Source organism: Paraburkholderia sp. WC7.3g, from assembly GCF_050436345.1.
Classification (GTDB): Bacteria; Pseudomonadota; Gammaproteobacteria; order Burkholderiales; family Burkholderiaceae; genus Paraburkholderia; species Paraburkholderia podalyriae.
On sequence record NZ_JBNDMA010000001.1, the window covers coordinates 16,535 to 42,070 of the forward strand.

At 61.5% G+C, this 25,536-nt stretch carries 33 protein-coding genes; 11 read left to right on the forward strand and 22 right to left on the reverse strand.

The window, feature by feature from the left end:
- Positions 1 to 38: 38 nt before the first annotated feature.
- Both OKW43_RS00070 and bluB read left to right on the forward strand, forming a co-directional pair.
- Positions 39 to 1,319, forward strand: a complete 1,281-nt coding sequence (locus OKW43_RS00070) for a cobyrinate a,c-diamide synthase (RefSeq protein ID WP_429447271.1) — start codon at positions 39 to 41, stop codon at positions 1,317 to 1,319.
- The gene (gene bluB, locus OKW43_RS00075; protein WP_429444388.1) at positions 1,303 to 1,962 is read left to right on the forward strand and encodes a 5,6-dimethylbenzimidazole synthase; all 660 of its coding nucleotides are present in this window, start codon (positions 1,303 to 1,305) and stop codon (positions 1,960 to 1,962) included. The genes OKW43_RS00070 and bluB overlap by 17 nt, the downstream gene beginning before the upstream one ends.
- 35 nt (positions 1,963 to 1,997) lie before the next feature.
- Here the strand turns inward: bluB and OKW43_RS00080 are convergent, their stop codons facing one another.
- The 4 genes from OKW43_RS00080 to OKW43_RS00095 form a co-directional block, all read right to left on the reverse strand.
- The gene (locus OKW43_RS00080) at positions 1,998 to 2,612 is read right to left on the reverse strand and encodes a DUF4136 domain-containing protein (protein ID WP_429444390.1); all 615 of its coding nucleotides are present in this window, start codon (positions 2,610 to 2,612) and stop codon (positions 1,998 to 2,000) included.
- Positions 2,613 to 2,653: 41 nt separating this feature from the next.
- Positions 2,654 to 5,137, reverse strand: coding sequence for a CHASE2 domain-containing protein (locus OKW43_RS00085; protein WP_429444392.1), 2,484 nt, complete (start codon positions 5,135 to 5,137; stop codon positions 2,654 to 2,656).
- A gap of 66 nt (positions 5,138 to 5,203) precedes the next feature.
- A complete protein-coding gene (locus OKW43_RS00090; protein ID WP_429444394.1) occupies positions 5,204 to 6,655 on the reverse strand; it encodes a FecR domain-containing protein in 1,452 nt (483 codons plus the stop codon).
- Positions 6,652 to 7,392 carry a response regulator transcription factor gene (locus OKW43_RS00095; RefSeq protein WP_187637599.1) on the reverse strand — a complete coding sequence of 247 codons (741 nt, stop codon included), beginning with the start codon at positions 7,390 to 7,392 and terminating at the stop codon, positions 6,652 to 6,654. Before OKW43_RS00095 ends, OKW43_RS00090 begins: the two co-directional genes overlap by 4 nt.
- 684 nt (positions 7,393 to 8,076) lie before the next feature.
- On the opposite strand from OKW43_RS00095, the gene OKW43_RS00100 reads away from it, so the two are divergent.
- Positions 8,077 to 9,375, forward strand: coding sequence for a tyrosine-type recombinase/integrase (locus OKW43_RS00100; protein ID WP_429444397.1), 1,299 nt, complete (start codon positions 8,077 to 8,079; stop codon positions 9,373 to 9,375).
- On the opposite strand, the gene OKW43_RS00105 is transcribed toward OKW43_RS00100, so the two are convergent.
- The 18 genes from OKW43_RS00105 to OKW43_RS00190 all read right to left on the reverse strand — a co-directional run bounded on the left by OKW43_RS00105 (position 9,332) and on the right by OKW43_RS00190 (position 19,016).
- Positions 9,332 to 9,577 (reverse strand): helix-turn-helix transcriptional regulator, encoded by a 246-nt coding sequence (locus OKW43_RS00105; RefSeq protein ID WP_429444399.1) that lies wholly within the window; start codon positions 9,575 to 9,577, stop codon positions 9,332 to 9,334. The genes OKW43_RS00100 and OKW43_RS00105 overlap by 44 nt on opposite strands.
- A 61-nt stretch (positions 9,578 to 9,638) precedes the next feature.
- Positions 9,639 to 9,911 (reverse strand): hypothetical protein, encoded by a 273-nt coding sequence (locus OKW43_RS00110; protein WP_429444401.1) that lies wholly within the window; start codon positions 9,909 to 9,911, stop codon positions 9,639 to 9,641.
- Positions 9,908 to 10,045, reverse strand: coding sequence for a hypothetical protein (locus tag OKW43_RS00115; protein ID WP_429444403.1), 138 nt, complete (start codon positions 10,043 to 10,045; stop codon positions 9,908 to 9,910). Before OKW43_RS00115 ends, OKW43_RS00110 begins: the two co-directional genes overlap by 4 nt.
- A gap of 327 nt (positions 10,046 to 10,372) precedes the next feature.
- Complete coding sequence (locus OKW43_RS00120) at positions 10,373 to 10,921, reverse strand: ASCH domain-containing protein (protein WP_429444405.1); 549 nt, start codon at positions 10,919 to 10,921, stop codon at positions 10,373 to 10,375.
- Positions 10,918 to 11,208 (reverse strand): hypothetical protein, encoded by a 291-nt coding sequence (locus OKW43_RS00125; protein ID WP_429444407.1) that lies wholly within the window; start codon positions 11,206 to 11,208, stop codon positions 10,918 to 10,920. The genes OKW43_RS00120 and OKW43_RS00125 overlap by 4 nt, the downstream gene beginning before the upstream one ends.
- Positions 11,205 to 11,816 (reverse strand): hypothetical protein, encoded by a 612-nt coding sequence (locus tag OKW43_RS00130; RefSeq protein WP_429444409.1) that lies wholly within the window; start codon positions 11,814 to 11,816, stop codon positions 11,205 to 11,207. The genes OKW43_RS00125 and OKW43_RS00130 overlap by 4 nt, the downstream gene beginning before the upstream one ends.
- A complete protein-coding gene (locus OKW43_RS00135; RefSeq protein WP_429444411.1) occupies positions 11,813 to 12,460 on the reverse strand; it encodes a hypothetical protein in 648 nt (215 codons plus the stop codon). Before OKW43_RS00135 ends, OKW43_RS00130 begins: the two co-directional genes overlap by 4 nt.
- Positions 12,457 to 13,287 carry a hypothetical protein gene (locus OKW43_RS00140; protein ID WP_429444413.1) on the reverse strand — a complete coding sequence of 277 codons (831 nt, stop codon included), beginning with the start codon at positions 13,285 to 13,287 and terminating at the stop codon, positions 12,457 to 12,459. The genes OKW43_RS00135 and OKW43_RS00140 overlap by 4 nt, the downstream gene beginning before the upstream one ends.
- A gap of 20 nt (positions 13,288 to 13,307) precedes the next feature.
- Entirely contained in the window at positions 13,308 to 13,724 is a 417-nt protein-coding gene (locus tag OKW43_RS00145; RefSeq protein WP_429444415.1) for a hypothetical protein, read from the reverse strand.
- 153 nt (positions 13,725 to 13,877) lie between these two features.
- Positions 13,878 to 15,479: a YqaJ viral recombinase family protein gene (locus OKW43_RS00150; RefSeq protein WP_429444417.1), complete on the reverse strand. Its 1,602-nt coding sequence runs from the start codon at positions 15,477 to 15,479 to the stop codon at positions 13,878 to 13,880.
- Positions 15,472 to 16,527, reverse strand: a complete 1,056-nt coding sequence (locus OKW43_RS00155) for a hypothetical protein (RefSeq protein ID WP_429444419.1) — start codon at positions 16,525 to 16,527, stop codon at positions 15,472 to 15,474. The genes OKW43_RS00150 and OKW43_RS00155 overlap by 8 nt, the downstream gene beginning before the upstream one ends.
- Positions 16,524 to 16,709 carry a hypothetical protein gene (locus OKW43_RS00160; protein ID WP_429444421.1) on the reverse strand — a complete coding sequence of 62 codons (186 nt, stop codon included), beginning with the start codon at positions 16,707 to 16,709 and terminating at the stop codon, positions 16,524 to 16,526. Before OKW43_RS00160 ends, OKW43_RS00155 begins: the two co-directional genes overlap by 4 nt.
- Complete coding sequence (locus OKW43_RS00165) at positions 16,706 to 16,891, reverse strand: hypothetical protein (RefSeq protein ID WP_429444423.1); 186 nt, start codon at positions 16,889 to 16,891, stop codon at positions 16,706 to 16,708. The genes OKW43_RS00160 and OKW43_RS00165 overlap by 4 nt, the downstream gene beginning before the upstream one ends.
- Entirely contained in the window at positions 16,888 to 17,223 is a 336-nt protein-coding gene (locus tag OKW43_RS00170) for a hypothetical protein (RefSeq protein WP_429444425.1), read from the reverse strand. The genes OKW43_RS00165 and OKW43_RS00170 overlap by 4 nt, the downstream gene beginning before the upstream one ends.
- 173 nt (positions 17,224 to 17,396) lie before the next feature.
- On the reverse strand, positions 17,397 to 17,582 hold the full coding sequence (locus OKW43_RS00175; RefSeq protein ID WP_429444427.1) for a hypothetical protein: 186 nt from the start codon (positions 17,580 to 17,582) through the stop codon (positions 17,397 to 17,399).
- 447 nt (positions 17,583 to 18,029) lie between these two features.
- A complete protein-coding gene (locus OKW43_RS00180) occupies positions 18,030 to 18,155 on the reverse strand; it encodes a hypothetical protein (protein WP_429444429.1) in 126 nt (41 codons plus the stop codon).
- A 2-nt stretch (positions 18,156 to 18,157) separates the two neighbouring features.
- Positions 18,158 to 18,301, reverse strand: coding sequence for a hypothetical protein (locus OKW43_RS00185; RefSeq protein ID WP_429444431.1), 144 nt, complete (start codon positions 18,299 to 18,301; stop codon positions 18,158 to 18,160).
- Positions 18,302 to 18,356: 55 nt separating this feature from the next.
- Entirely contained in the window at positions 18,357 to 19,016 is a 660-nt protein-coding gene (locus tag OKW43_RS00190) for a hypothetical protein (protein ID WP_429444433.1), read from the reverse strand.
- 34 nt (positions 19,017 to 19,050) lie between these two features.
- On the opposite strand from OKW43_RS00190, the gene OKW43_RS00195 reads away from it, so the two are divergent.
- From OKW43_RS00195 to OKW43_RS00230, 8 genes are all read left to right on the forward strand, one after another.
- Complete coding sequence (locus OKW43_RS00195) at positions 19,051 to 19,338, forward strand: toxin-antitoxin system HicB family antitoxin (RefSeq protein ID WP_429444435.1); 288 nt, start codon at positions 19,051 to 19,053, stop codon at positions 19,336 to 19,338.
- Between the two features lie 38 nt (positions 19,339 to 19,376).
- On the forward strand, positions 19,377 to 21,161 hold the full coding sequence (locus tag OKW43_RS00200; protein WP_429444437.1) for a hypothetical protein: 1,785 nt from the start codon (positions 19,377 to 19,379) through the stop codon (positions 21,159 to 21,161).
- A 94-nt stretch (positions 21,162 to 21,255) separates the two neighbouring features.
- The gene (locus OKW43_RS00205) at positions 21,256 to 21,474 is read left to right on the forward strand and encodes a hypothetical protein (protein WP_429444439.1); all 219 of its coding nucleotides are present in this window, start codon (positions 21,256 to 21,258) and stop codon (positions 21,472 to 21,474) included.
- Positions 21,475 to 21,477: 3 nt separating this feature from the next.
- Entirely contained in the window at positions 21,478 to 21,924 is a 447-nt protein-coding gene (locus OKW43_RS00210) for a glycoside hydrolase family 73 protein (RefSeq protein ID WP_429444441.1), read from the forward strand.
- A gap of 67 nt (positions 21,925 to 21,991) precedes the next feature.
- A complete protein-coding gene (locus OKW43_RS00215) occupies positions 21,992 to 22,393 on the forward strand; it encodes a hypothetical protein (protein ID WP_429444443.1) in 402 nt (133 codons plus the stop codon).
- 10 nt (positions 22,394 to 22,403) lie between these two features.
- On the forward strand, positions 22,404 to 22,892 hold the full coding sequence (locus tag OKW43_RS00220) for a carbohydrate-binding protein (RefSeq protein WP_429444445.1): 489 nt from the start codon (positions 22,404 to 22,406) through the stop codon (positions 22,890 to 22,892).
- Positions 22,893 to 22,899: 7 nt separating this feature from the next.
- A complete protein-coding gene (locus tag OKW43_RS00225; protein WP_429444447.1) occupies positions 22,900 to 23,586 on the forward strand; it encodes a hypothetical protein in 687 nt (228 codons plus the stop codon).
- A gap of 407 nt (positions 23,587 to 23,993) precedes the next feature.
- A complete protein-coding gene (locus OKW43_RS00230) occupies positions 23,994 to 25,493 on the forward strand; it encodes a NosD domain-containing protein (RefSeq protein ID WP_429444449.1) in 1,500 nt (499 codons plus the stop codon).
- Positions 25,494 to 25,536: the final 43 nt, after the last annotated feature.

The window sequence follows — 25,536 nt, forward strand, 5'->3', positions numbered from 1 at the left end:
CGCGCCCCAAGGGGACTTGCTCCGCGGCGTGTCCCGCGCTGTTCATCAGCGCGCCCGCGTCGGGACAAGGCAAGACCACGATCACCGCCGGTCTCGCGCGCTATCACCGACGGCTCGGACGTCGCGTGCGCGTGTTCAAGACCGGGCCGGATTTTCTCGACCCGATGATCCTTGCCCGTGCGAGCGGCGCGCCGGTGCTGTCGCTCGATCTGTGGATGGTCGGCGAAAGCGCGTGCCGTAACCTGCTCGCGCGGGCGGCGCAACAAGCGGACCTGATCCTGATCGAAGGCGTGATGGGCCTGTTCGACGGCACACCGAGCAGCGCCGATCTCGCGACCACTTTCGGCGTGCCGGTGCTCGCGGTGATTTCCGCGCAGGCGATGGCGCAAACGTTCGGCGCGCTCGCGTTCGGCCTCGCGCGCTTCAGGCCACAACTGCCGTTTCATGGCGTGCTCGCGAATCGCGTCGGTTCCGCCCGGCACGCGCAAATGCTGCAGGAAGCGCTGCCGCCCGGCTTGCGCTGGTGCGGCCACATCGCCGAGAGCGATCAGATCACGTTGCCCGACCGTCACCTCGGTCTGCACCAGGCCGACGAAATCGACGATCTCGAAGCGCGCCTCGATCGCGCGGCGGATACGCTCGCGTCGACCGCGCTCGCCGAACTGCCGCCGCCGGTCGATTTCGGCGCGCCCTCCGCCGAGGTGCTGCCGCGTCTGCTGCAAGGCAAACACATCGCGATCGCGCGCGACGCCGCGTTCTCGTTCATCTATCCGGCCAACGTCGCGCTGCTCGAAGCGCTCGGCGCGCGGCTCAGCTATTTTTCGCCACTCGCCGACGAAGCGTTGCCCGCCGACACGCATGCGCTCTATCTGCCCGGCGGCTATCCCGAGTTGCATATGGCGACGCTGGCGGGCAACGCGAACAGCGCCGCATCGATCCGCGCGCACGTCGAGGCGGACAAGCCGGTGGTCGCCGAATGCGGCGGCATGCTCTATCTGCTCGACACGCTGACCGACGCGCAGGGCACGAGCGCGCCGATGCTCGGTCTGCTGCCCGGTCACGCGACGATGCAAACGCGCTTCACGTCGCTCGGCATGCAGCAGATCGACGGCGTCCACGGCGCGCTGACCGGCCACACATTCCACTACTCGAAGCTCGCGACGCCGCTCGCGCCGCAGCGCTTCGCCACGCGCGCGCACAGCGATGCGCCCGGCGAAGCGGTGTTCCGCGTGGGTCCGATTGTGGCGACCTATATGCACGCTTACTGGCCCTCCAACCCGGCTTTTACGGCCGCTCTCTTTCATGGCGAAGCCTTTTGACGACCCCGAGCGCGACGCGGTCTATCGCGCGATATACGAACGCCGCGACATGCGCCACTTCGTGCCCGATCCGGTCGATCCGGCGGTGTTGCGGCGCCTGCTCGACGCGGCGCATCACGCGCCGAGCGTCGGCTATATGCAGCCCTGGCGCATCGTGCGCATCACCGATGCGGCGCTGCGCACGGGCTTGCGCGACATCGTCGAACGCGAACGGCTCGCCACTGCGGACGCGCTCGGCAAGCGCCGCGACGAGTTCATGAAGCTGAAGGTGGAAGGCATGCGCGAATGCGCGGAGCTGCTCGTGATCGCGTTGATGGACGGGCGCGAGCGACACGTCTTCGGCCGCCGCACGCTGCCGGAGATGGACCTCGCGTCGGTCGCCTGCGCGATCCAGAATATGTGGCTCGCCGCGCGCGCAGAAGGACTCGGGCTTGGATGGGTGTCGCTATTCGATGTCGACGCGGTGCATCGGTTGCTGGGCATGCCAGAAGGTGCACGGCCGGTCGCGATTCTGTGCCTCGGCCACGTCGACGCGTTCTATAGCGAGCCGATGCTGGAAACGGAGCGCTGGGCTAGCCGTCTACCGCTCGCCGATTGCGTGTTCGAAAACCGCTGGGGGCGCGACGAGCCGGCGCAGGAATAACGGTACGCACGGCCCCGGCGATCCTAAGCTGCGTTTTAGCGCTGCAGCGGCTTCATCGCCTCGACGTTCGGCACACCGCTCGTCTTGTCGATACTGAGCTTCACGCGCCAGTCGGCCGGCGCGTCGAACGGCAGCTTCGCGAGCGCGGTTTTGACGAGCAACGGCAACGCATGCAGCGGGTCCGCATCGCGATCCATGAACACCGCGCTGACCTTGTAGCGCTCGGTGCCGCTCGCGAAGTCGAAAAAGCGCAGCGTCAGCGCATGCTGATACTCGCGCCCAAACAGCAGCGCGCCCAGACCGTCGCTGCCCGCGCCGCAATCCGCAGCCACGCAGTCCTTGCCGCCGATACCGATCGACGCCGGCCGCGTGCTATACGCGATCGACAGCAGATAATGCGCGGGCTTGCCCGCCGTATCGACGAACCCGTGTTTCGCCAGCTCGTCGCGCAGCAGCTTTTCGGCTTGCGGATGGTCGGCGCTGTCGTCCTGCGACTGCGTGCGCGCGAGCGAATAGGTCTGCTCGCCCTGCAGCGTAACGTTCCGATCGGCGCCGCTAGCGGAGACGGTGTGCACGTCCGCGCTCAGACCCGCGCAAGCGGTGAGGCTCGCCGCGGCCAGCGCGGCACAGAGGTGGGCGATCTTTGCCATTATTGCTTTCTCCCGAGTACAGCGAATACGTCGAACGCGGCTCAGGCGCGCGGTGCGCTCAATTCGTCGAGCGGCGTGTCGTCGAGCGCGGGCAGCCAGATCGTAAAGGCCGTCCCCTCGCCAGCCGCACTGTCGACCTCGACACTGCCCCCATGGCGCGTGACGACGGTTTTGATGAACGCCATGCCGAGTCCCGCGCCGCCCACTTCCGGGCGCTCGGCCGTGTGAAAGCGGCGGAACCGCTCGAACAAGCCCGCCTGCTGGTCCTTCGGGATGCCGTAGCCCTGGTCGCGGATCGTACACGACACGCGCGGCGCCTCGCTGCCCGCGCGCTTTGCCGCCGGTTGGCTCGCGAAGCTGCACACGATGCGCGTGTCGGGCGGACTGTACTTGACCGCGTTGTTCAGAATATTGACGAGCGCGCGTGTCATCAGCGAGCGGTCGGCGCAGATCCAGGGATCGTCGGCGTCGTCGCGGGCTTCCGTATGCAGCGTGATGCGCTTCGCGTGCGCCTGCGGCCAGACTTCGTCGCTCGCATCGATCACGAGTTCGGTCAGGCTCAGCGGCTCGAGCACATAGACCTGCGATTCGGCGCGCGCCAGTTGCACGAAGTCGTCGGCGAGCGTCAGCGCGCGTTGCGCATAGCGTTCAATGCGCTCGAGCAGGCTGCGCGCGAGCACCGGCTCGGCCCGCGCGCGCTCGATCTCGACCAGCGCGATGATCGATGCCTGCGGCGAGCGCATGTCGTGCGACAGCAGCCGCAGCGCATCTTCCCGCTGACGCTCGGCCACATGCAGCGCCGACACGTCGACGAGACCGGCGATCCAACCGGTCGTCTCGCGCTGCGCGTTGGTGCAGGTCGCATAGCGCAGCAGATGGTCGCGCTCGTTCGCGTCGCGCACCTCGACGCCCTGCGCCATCAGCGCGGCGAACTCGCCGCGCGTCGGATCCAGCAGCGCCGGCCAGTGCGCGTGCGCGTACAGATTGCGCCCGCTGTCAGAGGCCGCCCCCGCATCGATCGTCTTGACGAGCGTGAGGCCGCCGAGCACGCTCTGCATCGGCCGGCCCTCGGGCATCGGCGCGCCGAGCCGCGCGAAATGCGCTTTCGCCGCGTGGTTCGCGATCAGCACCATGCCGCCCACATCGCTGACGAGAATCGGCTCCGGTACGCTATCCAGGCTGTCCCACACGAAGCGCGTCATGTCCTGCACCCGTTGCGCGGCCTGAGCCATCAGCGCCATGTGTTGCGCGAGCGCGTCGCCGCCGAACTCGCGTCGGCGCTTCGGCGTTTCGGGCAGCAGATGCGGCTCGTCGGCGAGACGTTGCAGTTCGCCGCGCAGATACGCCATCGTCATTTCGAGGCGTCGCCAATTCCAGATCGGATAGACGATCACGACCCCGAGAATGGCCGGCACCGGCGATACCCACAGCCTGCCGCCGTAGAGCAGCAGCGCGCTGCCGGCCGCCGCGAGCAGCACCAGCGCGCCGGTCAGCAATAGCGAGCGGCGCGGCGACAGCACGAGGAAGCCGGCGAGCAGCGCGGCGAGCGGCCCGAGCGCGGCCGCGAACACGACCCATAGCCCGACCGGTTGGATCTCGCGGCCGGTCAGCAGCGTGTCGAGCACGTTCGCATGGATGTAGACACCGGGCAGCGGACCCAGCTCGCCCGACACCGGCGTCGCGAAGCGGTCGTACAGACCCGCCGCCGTCACGCCGATCACGACGATGCGCCCGCGCAGCCGATCGGCCGGCACCTTGCCGGCGAGCACGTCGGCGAAACTGAGCTTCGCGTAGTTCCCGGCATTCGGCCCGAACGGAATCAGGAAACGGTCTTCGCCTCCGTCGGCGCTGCCGCGCGCGGGTTCGTTCGTGCGGTGCGGCGGCAACCCGCCGCGCAGATGCAGTTTGCCGCGTTCCACCGCGTCGGCGACGGGCACCGTCAACTGCGGCCAGCGCGAGCCGTCGTCGCCCTCGAAGCGCGCGACGCTGCGCGCAATGCCGTCGCTGTCCACCTCAAAATTGATGTGACCGAGTCTGGCCGCCGCCTGCGCGAGCGGCGCGACGGGTTCCTCGACGGTGCGGGCGCCGCTCGCATTGGGCGGCGTCAGCAGCAGGGGCAAATAGGTCGGGCTCAGAGCGATTGCATGGGCGAGCCGGGAGTCGTCGGCGTGGGGCTCGGTGAACAGCACGTCGTAGATCACCGCGGCGGGTCGGGCCGCGGCGATCTGCTCGAGCAGCCGCGCATGCACGCCGCGCGGCCACGGCCAACGGCCCAGCTCGTCGATGCTCGCGTTGTCGATCTCCACGACGACGATGTCGGACAGCAGCGGCTGCGCGCGCAGCTTCAGAAACTGGTCGTACACCAGCCGATCGATGCCGGCGCCGACACGCCCGAACGACGTCAGCAGGATCACCACGAGGCCGAGACAGCCAACGCTCACCCACTCGATCAGAAAGCGTCGGCCGGCACGCCGTCCGAAACGGGCGCGCGGATCGAGGCTCAGTCGCGTAGAAGTGGCGGGCAAGAGGCGATGGAGTCGGGAAAGAGAGGACGGATCGGCCAGCAGGCCGGCCCCGAGAATCTACCAGCGTCAGCGCGCCAGCGTAAAGGAGCGGACCGGGCTGCTCTTTTCGTAGAAGTGGCCGTTGTCGAACTGCTCGGCGACGATCGTCCAGTAGTAGACGCCCGGCGGCAGATCGCTGACCACGAGTTCGCCGTCCGGCAGATCGGTGCGATCGATCACCGGATGGCCAAGATCGGCGGTCTTCGCGAGCACGAAGCGGAAACGCGTCGGCACGACGCTGTGGCTGACGAACCAGCGGAACTCGTAGTCGCGGCTATTCGCACGCTGCGCGGCCGAAGCGTCCAGCCCCAGTTGGCGGCGCTCGAACGCGTACACGTTCGGCAGGCCGTCGAGGCCGTTGCTATCGGTCGATGCGACGCGCACGAAATAGGTGCCGTCCGGCAGATCGCCGAAGTCGGCGTGCGGCGCGTTCACGCGCAGGTCTCGGACCAGATCGAGCTGATCGGCGTCGTGCGAAATCTGCAGCCGATAGCCGAGCGCGTGCTCGGCCGGGTCGACGTCGAACGCGACGGTCTTGCCGTCCTGCACGCGCGCCGGCTGCGCGAGCGAGGGGGCCGGCAACAGCTGGACCGGACTGCCGACCGCGCCGCCCGAGTTGGTGACGTTGCCGAAGCTCGCGTTGACCAGTTGCCCGGACGCCTGCAACGGCATGCCCGGCGCCGGCGCGGCGCTTCTGCCATGCTGCGTGGCCGGATCGACGCCGACCGCGCCGTCGAGCACGGCCACCGCGGTGGTCTGCATGCCGCCGTCGTAATCGACCCGGAAACGCGTGCCGCGCACCCCCGCGACGACCGACGGCGAACGGATCTGGAAGCGATCGTCGCGTCGCGTCGCATGCGTGACCTGGCTCTCGACTTCGCCGGCGCGCAGGTCGAAGATGCGATCGGCCGCGCCGGTCAGCGTAACGTGCCGCAGTTTGTCGATATTGAGTTCGCCGTTCTGCGCGACCGTCACGTACGAGCCGTCGGGCAGCTCCAGCGTCGCGAACCCGTTGGCGCCGGTACGCAAGCGATCGCCTTCGCCAAGCGTTTGACCGGTCTTCAGCGGCAGATAAGGAGTCGAGTCGAACGCGTGCTCGACCGGACCGCTGGTTGCGACCACGCGAGCCGTCTCCCGCTCCTGGCGCAGCCGTTGGGACGGCAGACGCAGCACGATGCCGGCCGGCATGCGGCGCGGCGCGGGCACGTGATTGACGCTGCTCAACAGCGCCCAGTCGGTCGGGTCGGCCATATAGCGAGCCGCGATGTCGTATAGCGTGTCACCTTCGTGCGTCGTATACGAAACGTAGACCGCCAGCGCCTTGGTTCCGGCCTTGCCACGCGCGGGCTGCGCGTGCGCGAGCGCGCCCCAGCCGGTCGCCCCCGTTGCAATCAGACAGGCAACCGCAAGCCACGCAGACGCACGACGGCCGGGTACGGCGGCGCTGCTCGACGCCGCTGCGTCGACGCAGGCCGTCACGCCCCACCCGCTTCTTCTGTAGGTTCGTCGTCGTCGGCCGGCGGCGTATCGGTTTCCATCCGCTCGAGGCGGTAACCATAGCCGTAGATCGGCGTCAGCCGATAACCGTGCTCCGGGCGCAGACCGAGCTTGCTGCGCAACATCGACACGTGGGTGTCCATCGTGCGCGACGGGATGTCCGTGGCCTGCTTCCAGATCACGTCGAGAATGTGTGCGCGCGACAGCGGCCGGCTCATATGCTGGAACAGCAGCAGCGCGAGATCGAACTCTTTCTGCGTGACGGAGACCGGCGTGCCGCGCACGACGACGTGCTTGGCGCTGAGGTCGAACTCGAAGTCGCCGAACACTTCCCTGGTCGCCGGCGGCTTCAGGTAATAGGCGCGGCGCAGCAGCGAGCCGACCCGCGCGAGCAACACCGCGGCCGACACGGGCTTGACCAGATAGTCGTCCGCACCGGTATTCAGAATCGAAGTGATGTCCGTTTCGCGGCCGCGGCTCGTCATGAACAGCACCGGCAGGCGCCCGGACAGGCTTTCGCGCACCCAGCGCAGCACTTCTTCGCCGGACATGTCGGGAACGTTCCAGTCGAGCACGAGCAGATCGAACGTCTGGCGGCGCAACTGGCGCACGAGTTCGCGCCCTGCGCCATACGCGTGACAAACGTGTCCAGCGGCGGACAGCGTTTGACACACCAGGTCGGCCTGCGCCGAATCATCATCGAGGACTGCAATTCTCATAAAACCCCACAACGCAACCGCGCCTTCGTGGCTGACACCGGTAAACCGGCTGACGACCGGGATGACGGCACCGCGCCGCCGATCCGGCTTCCAAAAAAACTCCGGCTGCAACTTTTTGACCAATGGTCCCTCGCCGTACCCCTCGCCATGACGCTGCTTTCGCGAAATCGAAATCAGCGCATATATGAATTGTCATAGCGAATTATGCAGGGCAGATCATGATAATCGAAAACCCTCTGTCTTCCCGCTTGCCACCTACCGGCAATCCGTCGCGAAAAACCCTGATTGAAAAACGGTTGACGCGCTTTCCAGGTTCTTCTGGTCCGCCAGCACTGGCCGGCGCTCGCGGGGAAGTCACACTGAAGATGGCCAATCCTTACTGGAGCGCCTTTTGGCCACGTACGCTTATCCGCTTTAAGATTCCTTCTACGTACTCTTATTTAACAATTGCGAGGTCAGTATAAGAATAATCTCAAAAGAAATCGTTTAAATATTGTCAAGTCGGTCTGACGGATTTTGAGATACGAACGCAGAAACCCGAAGAAACCATGAAAGCGCCCTTATTTCAAGGGCTTGCTGGCCGACCTCGAAAAACGCGATTTGGTGTCTGCGGGTACTGGATAGTTACAATACTTCGGCGATGGCGTAACATCCGCGGCGTAGCTTCTAAAAACCTACGCCGCCATGACCAAATTCGACGCCCGTAGGGCCAAGCAGCTGGAGTCCGGCCAGCATATCGCATTCGATGATTTCCCCGGTCTACGTCTTCAGGCGACCCAAACCCGACACACCTGGACCTACCGCTACAAGTCCCCGATCGACGGCAATATGCGTCAGGTCAAACTCGGTGGATGGCCGTCAATGTCATTGCCTGCTGCCATCGCCGAGTGGGAGAAAAAGCGCGGTGAGCGCGACGCGGGGCATGACCCGGCGCTGGCGAAACGCAGGGCGCGAAGCAGCGCCGAAGATGACCCCGCTGCTACCGGCGCATACCTGGTCCGTCATGTCGTGGCCGACTACCTCGCCGGGCACGTCGAGCACAACGCCAGCGCTGCCGTCCAGTCGAATACCAAGTACGCATTGGGCGATCCCATCAAGGATATTCTTGACCGCAGGCCGGAAAGCATCACGCGAGAAATAGCCTTCAGACTGCTCGAGGGTCTGCGTGATCGTCCGACCTACGCTAACCGGATCAAGACCGATCTGGCCGCAGCATGGGATTACGGGCTCGATGCCGGTCGCATTAAGGAAAATACGCCGAACTGGTGGCGCCAGATCATGCGCGGCAAGCTCCGCAGTAAGGGGCGCACACGCAACGGCGAGCGCGTGACTGGCAAGCGTATTCTCAAGGACCCGGAAGTCGCCACCCTGGTCCAGTGGATGCCGATCCTTGGCGCGGACGTCAACGACGTGGCGCAACTCTATCTGTGGACGGGGCAGCGCGGGAATGAAATCGTCGCGATCCGCGGCGATGAAGTCAGCGAGGAATCCGATGGCCTGTGGTGGACCGTCCCGAAGGACAAAACCAAAAACAGGCGGGTCGAGCGGGCCACTGATCATCGCGTGCCGCTCGTCGGGCGCGCCGAACAGATCATCCGCCGCCGCCTGACCGAATTTGGCCGGGGCTATCTGTTCCCCTACGCAAAACCGAAGCGCGGCAGGGCTTCGGCAAAGTCGCTGCGGCACGTGACGCAGGCCAGCATCGGGCAGATCATCGCGCGATGTATGCCCTATTGGAATGGCAACAATGCACTCGTCACCGATCCGCCGATCCCGGTGACCGGGTGGACTCCGCACGACCTAAGACGGACGGCCCGGACGATGCTCGGCGCGATGGGATGCTCGAATGACGTCGCAGAGGAAATCATCGGTCATATCAAGCCGGGCATCGTTGGCGTGTACAACCTGTACGAATACGACTCCGAAAAACGCGAATGGCTCACGAAGCTGGCTGAGCGACTTGATCGGCTTGTCGCCGTTTGACGCCGGTATTTTCTGGTGGCAGCAAGTCTGCCAGTGGGCGCGCCTCCGCCCAATTCTGCACCTCTCGAGCCAGCCAGCCGACCCGGCGCCCGGACAACAGCCTGGGTTCCGGAAACGTCTTGTCCCGGACCATCTTCTGGACCGTCGTCGGCGACAGCGAAAGCGCGTCGGCCACTTCTTTCAGCGAGTAATAAATCTTCATTCCCTCTCTCCCAATCCCCAATCACGTTTCGTTGTGGCGATTACGCGTTCCGCTGCTTTCGTCATGCCGCCTGCTTCCTGTCCGGTAGAGGCGCCCGCCGGATCGCGTACGTAAGCGGCGACTCGTTCGCGTCTGCGTACCTGCACACTGGGTATCGCTTGCGCACCGCATCCAAGTCGAACTTGATCCGCGGGCACCCGACGTACTCGAAGACGGCCTTGCGCAACCTGTTCCGGTAGACGCGAACCAATCCGGAGTTCGGGTACTCGATAAACTGCGGTCCCCATACGGGGTCGTTGTAGACGTCGCAGAAGATGATGTAGCTCGTGCTCATCCCTTCACCTCCCCTTCTTCCACCCGTTCAATCGCTTCCAGCGCCAGTCGCAGGGCGAATTCCGTTCGCGGCCGGTCTGCGTTGTTGGTGATAGCCCATTCCAGTTCGGCCCTCAAAGTTTCGAGTTCGGTCATTGCGGCTCCCTGCCACACAAAATTCTCACCATCAGCGCGCACCGTACCGGCTGATTCGGAAATCGCTTCCACAGCCATTCGATCATGCGTTCTGTCTCAGTCATCGTCGCCCCCCTCAAGCCCTCATCGCCGCACGCCCAACCTGCGGACTCGGTTTCCGAACCACTGCGAACCCAAGTAGCCCGACTGACACTGGCCCGTCAAGATCATCGGCCAGCATCTGCGCGAATGCCGTGCATAGGCCGGCAATCAGTTGTGGTGTCGGCTGGCGCGCTTGGGTGTAGGCGTGGGCTTGGTCCATGAAGGTGCGGCGGTTGTAGGTACGGTTCATTCGTCCTCGTCGTGTTTATCATGCGGACAGTGACGCCCTGACTTGACCGGCTCGCCGTCTCGTATCTGTGGGCAGTGCGCCCACGAGCACTCGCCGTCACGGGCTGCGTGGCATCGGGCGGCCGGCGCACGCATCACGCGGAGAATCGCAGCGACGTCTGGCGGAATGTCAAAGAATCCCAGCGCGCCCTTGCACGCAACCAGTGGGAGAGCCTTCGCGTCGGTCAAATGGAATCCGAATTGGCCTTCCATGTGCCACGGCGACAGGCGTTCTTGGCTGGGTATGCAGTTAGATACCGTCGCTACGCCGACTATGCCGCCGCGCTCCAAGTCAGCCATTGCGGGCAGTCGGATTGCCTTCATCCCGTCGAATCCACCGAACATCAAATAATCTTCGACGTCCTCGTATTCCGCGCGCGTCATGCCTTTGCTTGCGTGAATAAGCACGCGCCCGCGGAACCTCGTCGACCACGTGCGGTTTTCGATATCCTTGTAGCCGTTGGTGATCAGCCACGCCCATGGTTGGCGAATGGATAGCGCTTTCATCCCGCCTCCGGTGAAAACATATCGATGGTCTTCGTGTCGCGCTCTGGCTCGGGTTCGACCGGCCCGATGAACTTGGCGTGCTGCGCCCAGTCCTCGGCGAGTTGCTTGGCGTGACTGGCGGCGCTACCGGGCCATGTGATGACTTCCATCGACACGTAGCACGGCTTTCCTTGCAGGCATTCCAGCATGGCTGCCATCAACTTCTCCGCGAGCACTTCCGCCTCGCGCTTGCCCGGTGCCGCAATGATGTCGTCCGGGCCTTGTATGTGGACTGCGTAGAGGGTCATGGCTGTTCCTTGGGGGCATCTGGCAACGGCATCCAATGCGTCGGCTTCCACATATCAAACAGGAAGTGATTGCCGATGACCTTGATGTTCGGGTGATAAACCCCAGTTTGAATCTGTGGCTCTCCTTCTGGCATGTAGACCAAAAACTCGCCCTTATCTGGCGCGGTCTCAATCGGCTGCCACGAATCCCGCCCGCCTCCATTCTCAAGATCGGTGGCGGGAGCGGTGTAACCACTGTGCTTATCGGCGTCGTAGTCGAGAATGAACGGCTCGACATCAAACTCGCCGATCAGCCAGCGAACCCGGTCCGCCTCGTAGCGCACACGGTCGGGATACTCGGAGCGGTCAATCGTCATGCCGCTGGCAATGTCGCCACGGTGCAGGATGGCCGTCCAGTTCGTCTTGCCGTTGCTCTCCAGCACCGATCCGTACCATACCGACAGCTTCGGCACCGCCGACTTTGCAGCGGATTCAAGGGCGGCGATCTTCGCGGCTTGCTGCTCGATCAGGTCGGCGGCCGATCGTGCGGCCTCGCGCCGGCTGAATAGGTGGCCGCTTCCCGGCTCCGCTATCTCGCGGAGAATCTTCAGGGTGAGTTCTTCGGTCATGTCGTCTTATCCTTTGAAAGCGCGCGGATGGCATTCGCGCAGTTTTCTGCGCCATCCGACATCCCTTCGACGTGCGGATTTGCTCGATTGACGTCATCGATCGGAGATTTCTTGTAAGCATTCCAATATGCCTCCGACCGCTCGTCGCACACCTTCGCTGCTTCCTCAAGCGCCGCATCCCTGATCTGCGATCCGTCCTGGGGTGGGGTGGCGTTTATTGCCCACAGTTTCCCGCACGCTTCCAGATGAGCCTTGCGCGATTCCTCTAGAGAGCGCTCCACCCCAAAGTAGGCATGATATAGCGTGCCCCGGCCATCACAGTGCTGGCAGTTGATCGTCTGTTCATAGGCGTCGGGACCGTTGTCGCTCATTACATTTTCCTCGCCTGAACCTTGGCAGCGCGGACACCATGCGTCGCAATGCTCAGGATCGGTCGTCACCGCCTGCACAGTCGCCTGATCGCTTGCAGCGGCGCAGCCCGGAAAGCGTGCGATCGTCTCTGCGACGACGTTCCATGCGAAGGTGTGCAGCTTGTCCAGTTGATCGCCGTCCGGATGGTAGGCGCTCACGCCAGCGGCTTGCAGAAGCGTGTCGATGACTCGCGGCGGAAATTCGAACGCCGATCCGCTGTCTTTTGTGGTCATTTCGGCTCCTTTGCGCGAGTGTTGTGTTCCTCCACCGTGCGCAGCGGCAGCGATGGGTTCTGCTCGAACGTCGATTCAACAAGCCACACACCGAATGCCGTCGTCGAGTACTTGCCGAAACCGAGACTGTTCACAACGCCCAGCTCGGCGAGGCGTTTCATCGTTTCCTTCCGCACCGTGTAACCATCGGCGTCGCTGTCTTCCAACTGGCTATGAAAAACGAACAGTTGCGCCGCGTCTTGTTCACCGAGAAAGCGTTCCGCCAACTTCGCCTGATCCGTCACCGCCTCGTCTGCTTGCTCGCTGGCGCGCGGAAGGATCGCGTCCTGCATCCACGCTGCCGCCTGATTGAATCCCTTCGCATAGCCGTCAGCCCATTCGGTTTCAATGCTCCAGCCTGTCAACTGGATATTGACCAGGAACACGGCGCACATCGGTCCCGTCCCGCCTGAGCGAACCACGTGCGCATTACGGCCACCGAGCAGCGCCTTGTTGATGTACACCGGCTCTTTCAGCGGCTCGATCACTTCCCGATCCGGCTCCCTATCTGTCACCGTGGCTTGCGTGGATGCGGCGCGGGCATTGCGCTGATGCCACGAATCGACACGCCATGCTAGTGACTCGTCCGATTCGTGAAGCAAGCGCGCCGGGTAGCTGTCGTCGCTCACAGTCGCGGCAGAGTGAGGGAGAGGTGCGACGGTGGCGAGAGCGGCTTGCCATGCGGCCCAGCAATGATTGAAGTGAAAATTGTTGATGCCTTCTTCGCTGGCCCATTGCTCAAAGGCTTCGCTCGGCTCGCTGGCTTCGGGTTGGTTGATGTTTGGCATGGCAGGGTTCCTTTAGGCGCTTACTGCGGCTTGCGCGATGCTTCAAGAATTGGAAGGTTTGCCTCTGTCGGAACGTAAATGACCTGACCGTGACCTTCCGCGTCCTTCAGGTTGTTGATCCACAGATAGCGCAGATACGCCTCGTTGTTCTTCAGCGACTCACCGATGATCGCGTTGGCCTTCGCTACGCCTTGGGCGCGCACCACTTCAGCGTCTGCGTAGCTCTTAGCACTCTCCAGCTTCGCTTGGGCGTCTTGCACCTGGACCTGCTTCGAATATTGCGCCTTGGCCAATTCGGCCTCGCCTTCCATGCGCTGCGAATAGACGCGATACGGAGGGTACATATCGCAGCCCGAAAGCAAAATCGTTACAACGGCGGTCAACAGGATTACAGTCGTTTTCATATCGTCTCTCGCAATATCCGCCAGCCGGAGCACTTATCCGTCCGCAGTTAAAAAGAACCGCCCGTACTGCGGCGGCTTAAACACACGCGAGCGGGGATTGCCGCTCGGTTTTGGGGTGCCCACCTCCCAGCGCTTACCGAGATCAGCGCCGGAAGGCTTCATCGTGGCTGGGTGGTGGGCGGTGAATCAGGCGGCGTGCGCAAGCCCGTGTGCTGCCGCTTCGATGTGCCGGATCAACGCCGCACAGATTTGCGGGAAGACTTCCTCGTGATATAGCTTCGCCGCCTTGTCGGTGGCTGCGTGCTTGAACCCGAGCGTAGCCAGGCCTTCGGCGCTCAGTGCGATCGGCGCCAGGCGTTCATTGATCTGGCCGAGGCGAAGCGTGGGGGCGCCAGCCGGAGTTGTAGCAACCCATGGCGCAACCTGCACTTGCTTCGCTGCGATCGGTGCCGGCGCGATGACTGCCGGCGCGGGGATCGGCGATGCCTTGGCCTTCTCCGCTTCCGCCTGCTTGTGGTGCTCAATCCGCGTCGTGACTGCCAACTGGAAATCTTCGGCCGCCTTCTGAATCAGCGTCTGCAGGTCGCGGAACAGGAAAGCGTACTCCGCATGCTGCTTGTACCAATCCAGCTTGGCTCGCAGGTCACGCGCAGCGGCGTCCGCAGCAATCTTGCCATTTGCGAGCGCCGTATCGATCGCATCATGCAGGCTTTCAAGGGTCCGCTTGTTCTTCGCTGCACTCACAAAATCCGGCGCCCCCACTTCGAGCCGAACGTCACCAAGACCCAGATCGGCAATCAGCGCTGCGCAGTGATCCGCGAACTTCTTTCGGCCGCCCGCGATGATTGAATCCTTAACCTCGGTCTTACGCTTCGTGACCAGTTTGTCGAGATCGAGACGCACGCGGCGAGCCTCGGCGCTGATGTCGTCGATCGCGCGGAACAGTTCGTCGATGCTTTGCGTCTGACTCAGCGCATGTTCTTTCGCCGCCTTGAGTCGGGATTCGACGTCTTCGCACCACTTGACCGTCTTTTCCGCGTCCGCAAAGTGCTGGTCGGTCGTTAGTTCGCGGTTGATGCCAGCGAACACGGCCAGCGCGTGCGCCTTGAAATCTCGCAGGTTGCTATGCTTGACGACGCCGGTGAGTTCGATGTGCAGGGCGGGAAGAGTTTCCGGCGTGTGGCCTACTGGCTTGGCTTCGATGATTTCCGGAACGTAGGAGGCCAGATCCTTTTCGAACTGCGCCCAGCCCGCGATGATTCGGTCGAACCACGACCGATCCGGGTAGACCTCCATGTATTCCATGTTCTCGCGCGTACCATCCGAGCACACGAAGATCACCTTTTGAGCGCCGGCAACCAGCATGATTTGTTGGCATTGCGGCTGATATTCGTCTGGCAATACCTTGTTGTGTACCGATTCAGCCAGCGCCGTGTTCCACTGCTTGTGCTCGAAGGCGATCTCGTCGTCGAGCGTCAAGCCGTCGCAGGATGCCGACAGCACGCCCAGCGAGCGCGTCACCGGATACAAGTCCTGCCCGATCAGTTCTTCGATGATCGGACGGGACAGCGCTTCGACCTCATGGCCGTAGTCCAGAATGTTCTTCTGAACCCAGTCGCTGAATTCCTTGGGGTTCCCGGTGTGCTTCATGTGAAGCAATTCCGTCCTCTTGGCCTTTGTCGAGATGCCCAACATTGCGGCGGCCTCTGAGGCGCCAAACTTCGTCAAGCGGAACTGCGCCCATTCATCGCTGCCCTGAATCAGATCGTGTGTGATGCGCTCAGTCATTCTCATGGCTCCAGGCGTCAATGGTTAGCTTCATTTGTTCGGAAAGCCGCGTCTTCGTCTCGATCATCTTGACCAGCTCGGCGGGCGTCTTTTTCTTATCGACGATCAACTTTCGCCATTCAGGCGACTTCTTTTCGAAATCCTCATCGGAGCAAACTGGAATCACCTTCGCCGTCGTGGCGCCGTCATTCGATCCACCCTCGCCGCCCTGCTCAGCCTTGTTCTCCATTACCGTCTTCCAGGTGGCCTCGCCGTCCTTGATCGCACCGTAGATACCGCGCAGATCAACCAGCTCGGTCGGCGAGCAGGCGTCGAGCGAGTGACCCAGATACTTCGTCAGGTCTTCGACCTTCACCCCGATTTCGGCGAATGCATCGGCGATGCGCTTACGCTCCGCGCCAGGGTCACGCGCGGCTTCATTCATCCTGACAGCCTTGATGATTTCCTCGGCTTCGTCCTGCAGATCGCCGGGGATAATCCGCAGACCAAGCGTCCGGACCGCCTTCGAGATAAGTGCACCGCGCTTGTTGAGCAAGTCATCATCGTTGGCCGGGACGGTGTAGACCATCTTGCCGTAGCTATTCTTGCGGACTGAGACATACGAACCATCGTCGGCCGGCTTCGATCGCTCGACCGTCTTCGACACCCGCACATCCAGCGGATAGGTCAGATTCGATTCGAGGTCCGTCACGCTGACGCAATGAATCTCCTTCGCGTCGTCCTCAAAGGTCATGGACGTCTCGACCAGCACGTTCTTCATGCAGCGTAGAGCGACTTCCACGAAACGAATCCCGAGACCCTCGACACCCTGCCCGATCGGCTTACGGTAGTAGGCGCTCTTGTTATGCGCGAAGGATGGACGTTTGCACTCGGCCATCAGGTCTTGCCGCACCTGATCCCAGTTTCGAGGCTGGCGCATCGCCATGACGTAGCGGGCCTCGACCATCGCTTTCGCCTTGGCGGCGATGGCCGTCGATGCGGTTTCGACCAGCGCATGCGTGGATTCATTTGCGCCGAATTCCTGGCGCGTTGTAAGTGCTGTGCTCATGCTGCTTCCTTTATCTGCATTGGTATCGGCTTGAATGCCGTCTCCAGATCGATCCGCGCTATTGCCAGATCCGTCATCAGCCGCGACGGCATCGCGCAAGTCGGATCACGGTTCCATGCATCGTCTATTGCCTTCATAGCGGCGATTGCTTCAGCTATGCGGGTGGCGGAGATGTCGCTCATGCCGCACCCCTCGTCCATTCCCCATAAGGCATAGCGCGCCGCTGCACCCGATTTGCTGGCGCCAGAAGATACTTATCGCCCAGCGCCTCAATCGCCCGTTGCCGGCGTTCCTCGACGGAATCGACGTACTCGCTCATCTGGCGAATGGCCCGCTTGCGTTGTGCTTCGTATGCGTCGGTCATGCCTGCTCCTCAATAGCTTGGATTTCCGCGAGCCGCGCGAGAAGCGCGGTTTTCTCTTCTAGCAGCGCGTCTTCGAACTTCTTCTGCATGATCGCTAGTGCCTTGTCAGCCAGGGCGGGGAAGTTGCTCCTGATCACCTCATCAAGAGCGCAGTCGAAATTCGTGTCCTTCCAGTAGTTCTGAGCGCTGGGGCTTTCCTGGTGGCAAATCTCGGTATCGACGTCCACCTTATGGAGCTTTCCGGTCGTGTGCAGATGAGGCTCCGGCGCGCCATATTTGGCCACGTATTCAGCGGCATCTTTCCATTGCTGCTTCAGTTCATCGGCTTTCATCTACCCTCCGATCAATCGGTTAAGGACAAGGCCGGCAATCGATACAACCGATGCGGTGACGGTCCACATGAGTATTTCTGCTTGGCGCTGGCGTTGCTCGGCGGCCAAGCGGTCTCGACCGGCGTCTGATATCAGCGTTGTACAGCCGTCGTGTACCTCGTATGTGGCGCTCATCAGAAACCTCCGTATTGCCTGTAGGTGCGCGAGTAGGCGTCGACCTTCTGCCAGCGCTCGTCGTCCCATTCCGATGCACGCTCGGCCTCAGTCAGCGGCGGCTCATCGTCCAGATGCGAATCCAGCTCGCGATCCCGTTTGGCCTCGTATTCGCGCCAGGCCTGCGCATTTGCAAATTTGCCCACGGCTATCTCCTATCTCAAAAGGAGTACTACGTATTGAAGAAGGCTACTCGCTGCATCTGCCCTCACCCAAGTTGTTCCGCCTACGGCCAGCTGCGCAATAACGGCTCGGGATCGCGGGACAGCATCCGCTTTGGCCCTCATGGGTGACGACGAAAGGCGCTCTGTTTCAGGGCATCCCGCCCGCTACCGATCATCGCCACACATCAGGGCGGTGCCTTACGGGCACCAGTCGAGCCACTGCTCACCAGAGTTAGCCCGCTATCTCGCTTGCGCGCTTTCGCGGACCCCAATCATCAGGAATCGAACCTGACTCCCGCCTCTCCAGACCTCGGCCAGCGAGCCGGAATCGAACCGGCCTTTCTCGGAGCGCTTACGCGCAATTCTTGGCCCGAATCCCACGGACCCCGGCAATCTAGAAAATGAACCAGCCGCCGTGGCTTAGCCTGCTCAATCCAGCGGCCCAAACAGAGCCGCCCGAAACCGTATCCACGCCAGCCAGTCAGCCAGCTTCTGCTCGCTGAAAGCCGTGTTCGCGACGTCTGCCCAATAGGCCCAGATATCGTCGGTGTACATACTCACACTTCCCTCCGTTCCTGCCATTGATGCTCGTCGGTGAACCCGCTCTCACGATCCTTCCGATAGGCGCCGTTGATGAAGGCCAGAGCCATCAGCACAAGCGCGGCGTACGCGAGAATTCCGGGGATGATGTATTGGTTCATAGTTGCCTCACAGGTGGGTCGCGAAAGGGGGTCGCGGAGTGTTTGTGCATCATTCCTATTGCGAGGCATCATATTGAGTTACCGCGAACCGTCCGTATGTCGGGCGAAAGTCCGCAACGCCGATCAGGATTCCAGCCTGTGTCAACACGCTATGCAGGTCGGATGGTTCGATGTATTCCGGCGTCAGAACCATAAAGTCAAACTGCGCTTTCCAGCCCTTCTTCATGGCTGGCCGGGTACGGTTGACGCCCGCGCGCTGAATCACGACACGACGGCGGTCCTCGTAGTCCCACCTATCGGTTCCGAGTGATGCGAGTTGCGTCAGGCTGACAGCACCCGCCTTGTACAAATCCATCGCGCTCTTTCGCGGGCTGCGTGGATCTTGTCGAAATTTGGCCGCGAAGATGATCGACTGGCGCACATATTCGCCAGGGAGCGCGATCATTCCGTCATCGTCTCGATAGACGTACGACTCGATGTCGTCGGTCTTCTTCGCCGTCGATCCCTTCTTGGCCTTCGCCTTTTCGTCGACCGCCTCGTTATTCCATCGATGCATCAGCAGATCGCTCGTGCCCGTCAATGTGAATGTCACGCGGTATGGCTGCGATGCGTTGATCGTTGTTTCGCCGCCATTGCTGAAATTCGAAAGTTCTGTCATTGCGTTCATGTTTTCCTCATGAGGTAACCATGCCTGTCCGTGCCATTTAGCCTTCATGGTGAAGGCGTATCTGCACTGTACGACAATCTCTATGATGAAGGCAAGCGAAACCTGCCTCTATCATGAAGATTTTTTGTGCTATCCTTTGCGCATGGCTACCTCAATCGACCAGTCCGACTATATGAAGACGGCCCTTCGGCTGCCGCGCGATTTGCATGCGTGGCTGATGGAGTTTGCCGCAGCGCAAGACGTATCACTGAACGCTGTGATTGTTCAGGTGCTTGACGAGAAGCGCGGGAAATTGCCAATCGTCGAGATCGGCGAAAAGTCGCTCGACGCGATCGAAGCCCGATTACGACACGCGCTCAAGCACAAATAGCGAAGCCGCCCACGAGGCGGCTTTTTTACGACCCAAACTTGATCAGCCGCCTTCCCGGTGGCTTTTTTATCCCCGCCGCCATGCTCAAACGCCTACTCGCTACCCTCCTGCTTTTCGCCTCGCTGCCCGCTTTCGCACAGTTCACGCCGGGCCAGATCCTCACCGCTGCGCAGCTCAATAGTGCGCTGTCGGCAAAGCTGCCCATTGCGGGCGGTACACTCACTGGGCCGCTGACGGTGCCGTCTCTGTCGGTTACCGGATCTCCTATTCCGCAAGCGTCGGGTGGGACTGGGGCGACAAGCATCTCAGCACCTGGAGGGGCTTTTGACACGCTGTGTTCGTCGACCATTGGTCAGTTGTGGGTGCGAGCTACTGGCGGCTGGGGATGTACTGCGCTCGGGTTTGTTAGTCCGGTTTGGTGGGGTGCCGATCCTACTGGAGTAGCGCTCAGCACGTCTGCGTTCAATAGCGCCATCACGGCCGCCCAATCTGCCGGGTCACAAAGCGGTGTGGTCTCGGTGCCAGTCGGTAAATTTTTGGTCAGCGGCATTACGGTATCGGCCGCCAATCTTTCTTTCATTGGCGCTGGTGCGCCCGGCGTCAATTCCGGGCCGACCATCGTCGCGGCCAGCACGAGCGCGGACGTTTTTACGATCACCGCGCCGTATGTGAATTTTCAACATCTCTCATTCTATTCACCGACGCCGATGACGGCGGGGGCGTTCCTCAATTACCAGTCTGGATCGACTCTTTCGTACCTCGAAAATGTCTACATGGTGAACGGCTATAACCCGCTGATGATAAACGCAGCGGGCGCAATTCACGCGCATGTGCTGGAAATCCGCGATTTCAATGGGAAAGGGATCACGATCAATGGCAGCGGTGACCAATATTTAGATGGCGTCATCATTGACATGGACAGCGGCAGCTACACGCCGCAGGCAGGTATCGCAGTTTCGAACAGTAACGGCTCCATTACGATCACTAATTCGGATATTCTGCATGCCCATCATAATCTGTTGATCAACCCCGGTTCAGGGCAAGCCGTTAAATGGCTTTACATCGATGACTCATATTTCGACAGTTGCGACTGGACATACAGCAGTTCAACGGGCAACGGCATCAATGTCGCTCCGACCGGGACAGGTAGCGTACTGGGTCTGATGATCTCGAACTCGTGGACCGCAACCTGCAACAACGGCATTTACCTGGGTGGACTGTCAACGACAACTATTGATGGGGTCCACCTATCGAACGTCATGTCGGTGAACAATGTCCAGGACGGTCTTTACGCGACGTATGCGAACCACATCAATTTGTCCAACGTTGCAGTCGCCGGAAACTCGAACGTCACAACGGGCACGTATTCAGGCCTCGAGTTCGGCACAGGTGCGAACAACATCACGATCACGGGCGGCGTGATCGGCGTGACGGCCGGATTCGCGTCTCAGCAGAAGTACAACGTCCAGTTTGATTCGGGGTTCACCGGCGCCGCATACTTGTCAAACGTGAATTTGCTGGGCGCAACTAGCGCGTCGATCTCTAACGGGAATGCCAGAAACAACACCGTCAATGTCGCAAACGCGGCCGGTTATAACTCGCAGGGCCCTGCCGGTATCTCGCTTGGCGCTTCGCCCTACACATACAACTCTACATTCATGGGTCCGCTAATGGTATCTATGTACGGGGGAACTTTATCTTCGGTGACGGTGGGCGGAGTTCAGGTGTGTAACGCGACCCCCTGCACATTCGAGATACCCAGCCAAGGCTCCTTCATTGCGACGTACTCGTCCGCGCCAAGCGTCGCAATCTTCCTGCCATAACACCCATTCGCTAGAACACCCAGCCGCTCTCGCGGCCTTCTTTCCGAGCCCGCCACGTGCGGGCTTTTTCTTTTTCTGCACGGGGCCTTCCCCTATGACCATCGGCGATCAGGCCGCAGAACTCGCGCGCAGCGACGTTATTGCGAGCGCGGTTAAATCTCTCCCCCCGGTATCAGTCGCGAGCGCGACGTTGCTCGGTTATCCGATGGCTGACTGGGTTCTAGCCGCGACGCTGCTGTACACGATATTGCAAACAGTGGCGCTAGTTCGAGACAAGTTCTTGCCGCATCGCAGGAAGCAAAAGAAGGAGTGAATCGTGACGCCTCAAGACTTCATCGCAGCGATCTCGCCGGCCGCCAAGACCTCCGCGCTCACCACGAAGATTCCTGCCAGCTTCACCGTCGCCCAAGCCGCTCTCGAGTCAGCATGGGGCGCACACTGCCCATGTTTCAACTTGTTCGGGATTAAGGCCGATCCATCATGGAAGGGCCCGGTCACTTCGCAGATCACGCATGAAGTCGTCAACGGCAAAACCGTCACTATCACCGCGAACTTTCGCGCGTATCCAGACTGGCTGGCGTCGATCAACGATCACGCGCAATTCCTGCTGACGAACCCGCGGTATCGGCCGGCGTTCGCCTATACCACGGGCGCGCTGTTCGCTCAGGCGGTCCAGGCGGCGGGGTATGCGACCGATCCTCTTTATTCGGCAAAGATCGCGTCGATTATCAGGGCACACAACCTTTCGTCGCTCGACGTCTGATCCCGGAACACCCTCACCCCACCGACCCGGCCGCGCGCCGGGTTTTTTTTGCGCCCACAGGATTCCTATGGCTGATCAGCTTGATTTCGTTATCGATCAAGGTGCCGACTGGCCCGTTCAACTCGTCCTCAAGAACGATGATGGCTCGCTGATGAAGCTCGCTGGCTGCCAGGCGCGCCTCACATGCCGCGCATTTCCCGCAAGCCCTATTGTCTTGATTGACCTATCTACGGTGGCCGGGACGATGACGCTCAACGGCCTCGACGCTCAGATCAATTGGACCGTTCCCGGTGCTCAAACAGCACTCTACACACCACAGTCTGGCGCATTCGTTCCGAATGCCCTGATGCCGCAGGGCACGGTGCCATTCGGTGTCTATGACCTGTTCATCAAGACGGCTGGCGGCCAGCTTATCAAATACCTCTGCGGGAAGATCCTCCTTTCCCTCGGCGAGACCTCTCCTTTTTAAGGATTAGCGCATGGCTATTGTTCAAGTCAGTACTCCCGGTCCGCAAGGGCCCTCGGGACTCAATTGGCGTCAAGCATGGTCTGCGACTGCAACCTATGCGCAAGGTGATGGCGTGTCGTACAACGGCGCCTCGTACACCGCACTCTCCGCGAGTGTGAATGTCGTCCCCGGCACGGCACCGATGCAGTGGAGCTTGCTCGTACAGGCGCCCGCGATGGCTGGCTCGACTGGCTCCGCTGCTGGCTCATCGGGCTCGGTTCCAGCTCCCGATGCGGACGACCAGGGCTGCTTTCTACGCGGTGATGGCACCTGGGCGGCGGGCGCAGTCTCGGGCCTCACCTATAACGGCTCCGGACAACTCACTGGCTACACGGAAGACGGTATCGCCTACGCGCTCGCCTACAACGGCGACGGCACGCTCAACACGATCACGGGCGGCGGCTCGGTCGGAACGGTCGCGTACAGCAATGGCGCCGTAACCGGCATCTCCTACACCTGAGGACACGATGGGCTTTCTTTCTTACGTCATCAATCTGCCGGCAAAACTTGGTCGAACCACGAGCGCGGGCAGTGTGTCGGTTACGCTTTCGAGCGACGATGCGGCAGTAGCGGCACTAAATGCCATTGAGGCATCGGTGGCCGCTCCTTCCCTACCGAGCGGCGCGTCCACATCGGCCAACCAGACGACTGCCAATACGGCGCTGTCCGCTATCGAAACTAGCGTCGCAGCGAGTGCAACGGCGGCCAACCAGACGACGGCGAACACGTCTCTTGCAACAATAGCCGCCGCTCAGGGTGCAGGCGGCACGAGCATTTCTGAGCCCGCTGGAGGCTCCGGGTTGTTGGGTTGGCTGTCAGGTATATACAAATCCCTCACCGGCACGCTCACCGTCACGCCCTCTGCGGCGACGCTGACCGATCACAGCGGAACGATCACGACCGGTGGAACAGCTCAAATCCTCATGGCTGCGAATGCGACGCGCAAAGGGTGGCGCCTGCAAAACACGTCGGCCGGCGATCTGTGGTTCAAGGACGTTGGAAGCACGGGAACGGACGCCAGTTCGGGCGGCATGGGCTGCTTCAAGGTCGCATCTGGCGGCTATTACGAAACGCCGTCTGGCGGCTCGTCGCAAGGCGTAATCAGCATCTTCGGCGCGACAACTGCGCAATCCCTTAGCGCATCGGAGTGGTAAGCCATGCTTGATAACAATAGCGCTGTAGCCCAGGCCGTAGCCAAGGGCTCATCGTCGGATGCTGGCACGCTGACGGGTGCGGAATTTGTCCCGCTGAGTCGGGGCGCGGGACTCCTGCAAACGACGCTCACGAAGATCGCCACCTTTGCGATCCAGACGTTTCAAGGATTCACGCAATCCGGCACGGGCGCCGTAGCGCGCACGGTGCAAAGCAAGCTGGCGGACGGGGGGCCGACGCTTCTCGATTTCATGCTACCGGCCATGCGCGCGGATGCACTTTCTGGCGCCCCCTCGCAGGATCACACGACGGCCGTGCAGGCCGCGTTCAATAGTGGCGTGCCTACCCTCAATGTACCAAGCGGGGCAGTGTTCCAGTTGACGACGGACCGCTCACGATCACCAGCAAAATGCGCCTCACCGGCAACGGCGAGCTGCGCTTTGTGTCCGGTATCACCGGCTCAGCAGCGATTACGGTTAGCGCGGACTATTGCGAGTTCGACGGCGTCTTCGTGACAAACCCGAACCTGCTACAGGAGCAGACGGGTAATCGGATGTCAGCCATTACGTTTCTGGCTAACTACGGGAAAGTCGTCAATTCGACGGTCCAGTATTTCCAGCATGGCGTCATTGTCGAGTCTACTGGCGAGTACCACGACTTCATCATCAGCAACAACAAGATACTGGATTGCATCGGTGCGGGAGACGGGCCGAGCAACACGACCTCCGGTAACGGTGAGGACCGGGGCGACGGCATCACAGTTTGGGGCTGCTGCGCCACGATTACCGGCAACCTTGTGACGGCCAAAGCCGGGCAGGACTGCCGCATCGGCATCCACATGGAAGGAATGCCGACATACCACGCCGATAGCTACCCGCTGGAAGAAAACCTCGGCACCATCAGCGGCAACGTCGTGCGCGGATCGTTCCGCCGCAGCATCGTACTGGAACAGGTCAATAACGTCACGGTCTCGGCCAATACCTGTCAGGGTGCGACATGGTGGGGGATCGCGGTTATCAAGGCGATTGCCTGCACCATCAATGGCAACACCATTCTGTACACGCGCGCTAGCACCGACCAGACTGGCGGCTCATGGTCGCCCATCCATGCTGGCGTCAACCTTTACGGGGGTTGCATCAACTGCGTGGTGAATGCCAATACTATCGACACGTCGCGAGGGTTCGCCGATACGGGCATCTACCTACAGGGTCTGAACTCCGACTCGCAGGTGCAGGGCACGCAGGCTGCAACATCGACCGGCACTGCGACGCTCACGCTAAGCGCAGTCAATCCGGTCATTGACGTTGGGCAGCTTGTCACCGGTACTGGCGTACCTGCCGGGACCTACGTACTGAGCGTGATCGGCACCACGCTCTATCTCAGCAATGCGGTTACCGCTGGCACGCCCACGCTGACCTTCACAACGCACGACCGTGGCGTGGGCAATGTGGTCACTAATAACACCGTGTTGTGCAACGGGGGCCAAACGCAAAGCGGTATCTGGGCGCAGTACCAGGATTACCCGGTTATCAACAACAATGGCGTGCGCAATCCCACGACCTACGGCGTCACCGGCTACGACATCGCTTATCCGGTTATCAACGGCAACAATCTCGCTGGGTTCAAGGGCGTCAACTACGGCATTCAGTTGGTCTCCAATACGACCGCAGTAGTCATCAACGGCAACCTGATTTCAGGCTTCACCGTGGCCGGCGCCGTGGGCATTGGGGTTCAGAACCGGGTAGGGGGCGTGATTTCGGGCAACTTCGTGACCGGGTCTCCAACGGATATCGACCTGTGGGCCTGCACTCAGATGGTGGTCACAAGCAACAATTCGGTGGGCGCAACCACGCACTACAGCAACGGCACCGGAACCGGCATGACGCTCGCGAACAATACCTACAGTTGATGCTGGCCGGATAACCGTTTCCGTTAGTCCCTCTTCGACACAA

Bases quoted from the DNA above. Each gene is read 5' to 3' on its own strand.
- bluB (WP_429444388.1), top strand. From the start codon at position 1,303: ATGGCGAAGCCTTTTGACGACCCCGAGCGCGACGCGGTCTATCGCGCG.
- OKW43_RS00080 (WP_429444390.1), bottom strand. From the start codon at position 2,612: ATGGCAAAGATCGCCCACCTCTGTGCCGCGCTGGCCGCGGCGAGCCTC.
- OKW43_RS00095 (WP_187637599.1), bottom strand. From the start codon at position 7,392: ATGAGAATTGCAGTCCTCGATGATGATTCGGCGCAGGCCGACCTGGTG.
- OKW43_RS00100 (WP_429444397.1), top strand. From the start codon at position 8,077: ATGACCAAATTCGACGCCCGTAGGGCCAAGCAGCTGGAGTCCGGCCAG.
- OKW43_RS00105 (WP_429444399.1), bottom strand. From the start codon at position 9,577: ATGAAGATTTATTACTCGCTGAAAGAAGTGGCCGACGCGCTTTCGCTG.
- OKW43_RS00110 (WP_429444401.1), bottom strand. From the start codon at position 9,911: ATGAGCACGAGCTACATCATCTTCTGCGACGTCTACAACGACCCCGTA.
- OKW43_RS00115 (WP_429444403.1), bottom strand. From the start codon at position 10,045: ATGACCGAACTCGAAACTTTGAGGGCCGAACTGGAATGGGCTATCACC.
- OKW43_RS00120 (WP_429444405.1), bottom strand. From the start codon at position 10,921: ATGAAAGCGCTATCCATTCGCCAACCATGGGCGTGGCTGATCACCAAC.
- OKW43_RS00125 (WP_429444407.1), bottom strand. From the start codon at position 11,208: ATGACCCTCTACGCAGTCCACATACAAGGCCCGGACGACATCATTGCG.
- OKW43_RS00130 (WP_429444409.1), bottom strand. From the start codon at position 11,816: ATGACCGAAGAACTCACCCTGAAGATTCTCCGCGAGATAGCGGAGCCG.
- OKW43_RS00135 (WP_429444411.1), bottom strand. From the start codon at position 12,460: ATGACCACAAAAGACAGCGGATCGGCGTTCGAATTTCCGCCGCGAGTC.
- OKW43_RS00140 (WP_429444413.1), bottom strand. From the start codon at position 13,287: ATGCCAAACATCAACCAACCCGAAGCCAGCGAGCCGAGCGAAGCCTTT.
- OKW43_RS00150 (WP_429444417.1), bottom strand. From the start codon at position 15,479: ATGACTGAGCGCATCACACACGATCTGATTCAGGGCAGCGATGAATGG.
- OKW43_RS00155 (WP_429444419.1), bottom strand. From the start codon at position 16,527: ATGAGCACAGCACTTACAACGCGCCAGGAATTCGGCGCAAATGAATCC.
- OKW43_RS00160 (WP_429444421.1), bottom strand. From the start codon at position 16,709: ATGAGCGACATCTCCGCCACCCGCATAGCTGAAGCAATCGCCGCTATG.
- OKW43_RS00165 (WP_429444423.1), bottom strand. From the start codon at position 16,891: ATGACCGACGCATACGAAGCACAACGCAAGCGGGCCATTCGCCAGATG.
- OKW43_RS00170 (WP_429444425.1), bottom strand. From the start codon at position 17,223: ATGAAAGCCGATGAACTGAAGCAGCAATGGAAAGATGCCGCTGAATAC.
- OKW43_RS00180 (WP_429444429.1), bottom strand. From the start codon at position 18,155: ATGTACACCGACGATATCTGGGCCTATTGGGCAGACGTCGCGAACACG.
- OKW43_RS00185 (WP_429444431.1), bottom strand. From the start codon at position 18,301: ATGAACCAATACATCATCCCCGGAATTCTCGCGTACGCCGCGCTTGTG.
- OKW43_RS00190 (WP_429444433.1), bottom strand. From the start codon at position 19,016: ATGAAGGCTAAATGGCACGGACAGGCATGGTTACCTCATGAGGAAAAC.
- OKW43_RS00195 (WP_429444435.1), top strand. From the start codon at position 19,051: ATGATGAAGGCAAGCGAAACCTGCCTCTATCATGAAGATTTTTTGTGC.
- OKW43_RS00205 (WP_429444439.1), top strand. From the start codon at position 21,256: ATGACCATCGGCGATCAGGCCGCAGAACTCGCGCGCAGCGACGTTATT.
- OKW43_RS00215 (WP_429444443.1), top strand. From the start codon at position 21,992: ATGGCTGATCAGCTTGATTTCGTTATCGATCAAGGTGCCGACTGGCCC.
- OKW43_RS00220 (WP_429444445.1), top strand. From the start codon at position 22,404: ATGGCTATTGTTCAAGTCAGTACTCCCGGTCCGCAAGGGCCCTCGGGA.
- OKW43_RS00225 (WP_429444447.1), top strand. From the start codon at position 22,900: ATGGGCTTTCTTTCTTACGTCATCAATCTGCCGGCAAAACTTGGTCGA.
- OKW43_RS00230 (WP_429444449.1), top strand. From the start codon at position 23,994: ATGCGCCTCACCGGCAACGGCGAGCTGCGCTTTGTGTCCGGTATCACC.